Genomic DNA, 246 nt, shown 5'->3' on the forward strand with positions numbered 1-246 from the left:
TCCCTGCCACGGAGCCTCCCATGGACCTCAGCAACACCGAGAAGCAGATGCTTCTCGCCTCCCTCCTCGCCTGCACTCCCAGCGGCGGCGGCTCTGCGCCGTACACGCTCGCCCGCAAGCTCATGGCGGAATGGAAAATGCAGCCTTGCGAAGCAACCGTTGTCGCCTACCAGCAGCGCGCCGCCCGCGAACTCGCAGGGGTTTGAAATCATGCCCTACTGCGACGACTGCCTAACCCCTTTCCCC

General features: G+C 64.6%; 1 protein-coding gene. It reads left to right on the top strand.

All coding sequences use genetic code 11. The features are described from left to right. Nucleotides 1–206, top strand: a 206-nt coding sequence (locus EOD29_RS34115) for a hypothetical protein (protein WP_206520611.1), incomplete at its 5' end; no start/stop codon positions are given. Nucleotides 207–246 lie beyond the last annotated feature (40 nt).

It is taken from the genome of Mesorhizobium sp. M1A.T.Ca.IN.004.03.1.1 (genome assembly GCF_003997555.1).
Classification (GTDB): Bacteria; Pseudomonadota; Alphaproteobacteria; order Rhizobiales; family Rhizobiaceae; genus Mesorhizobium.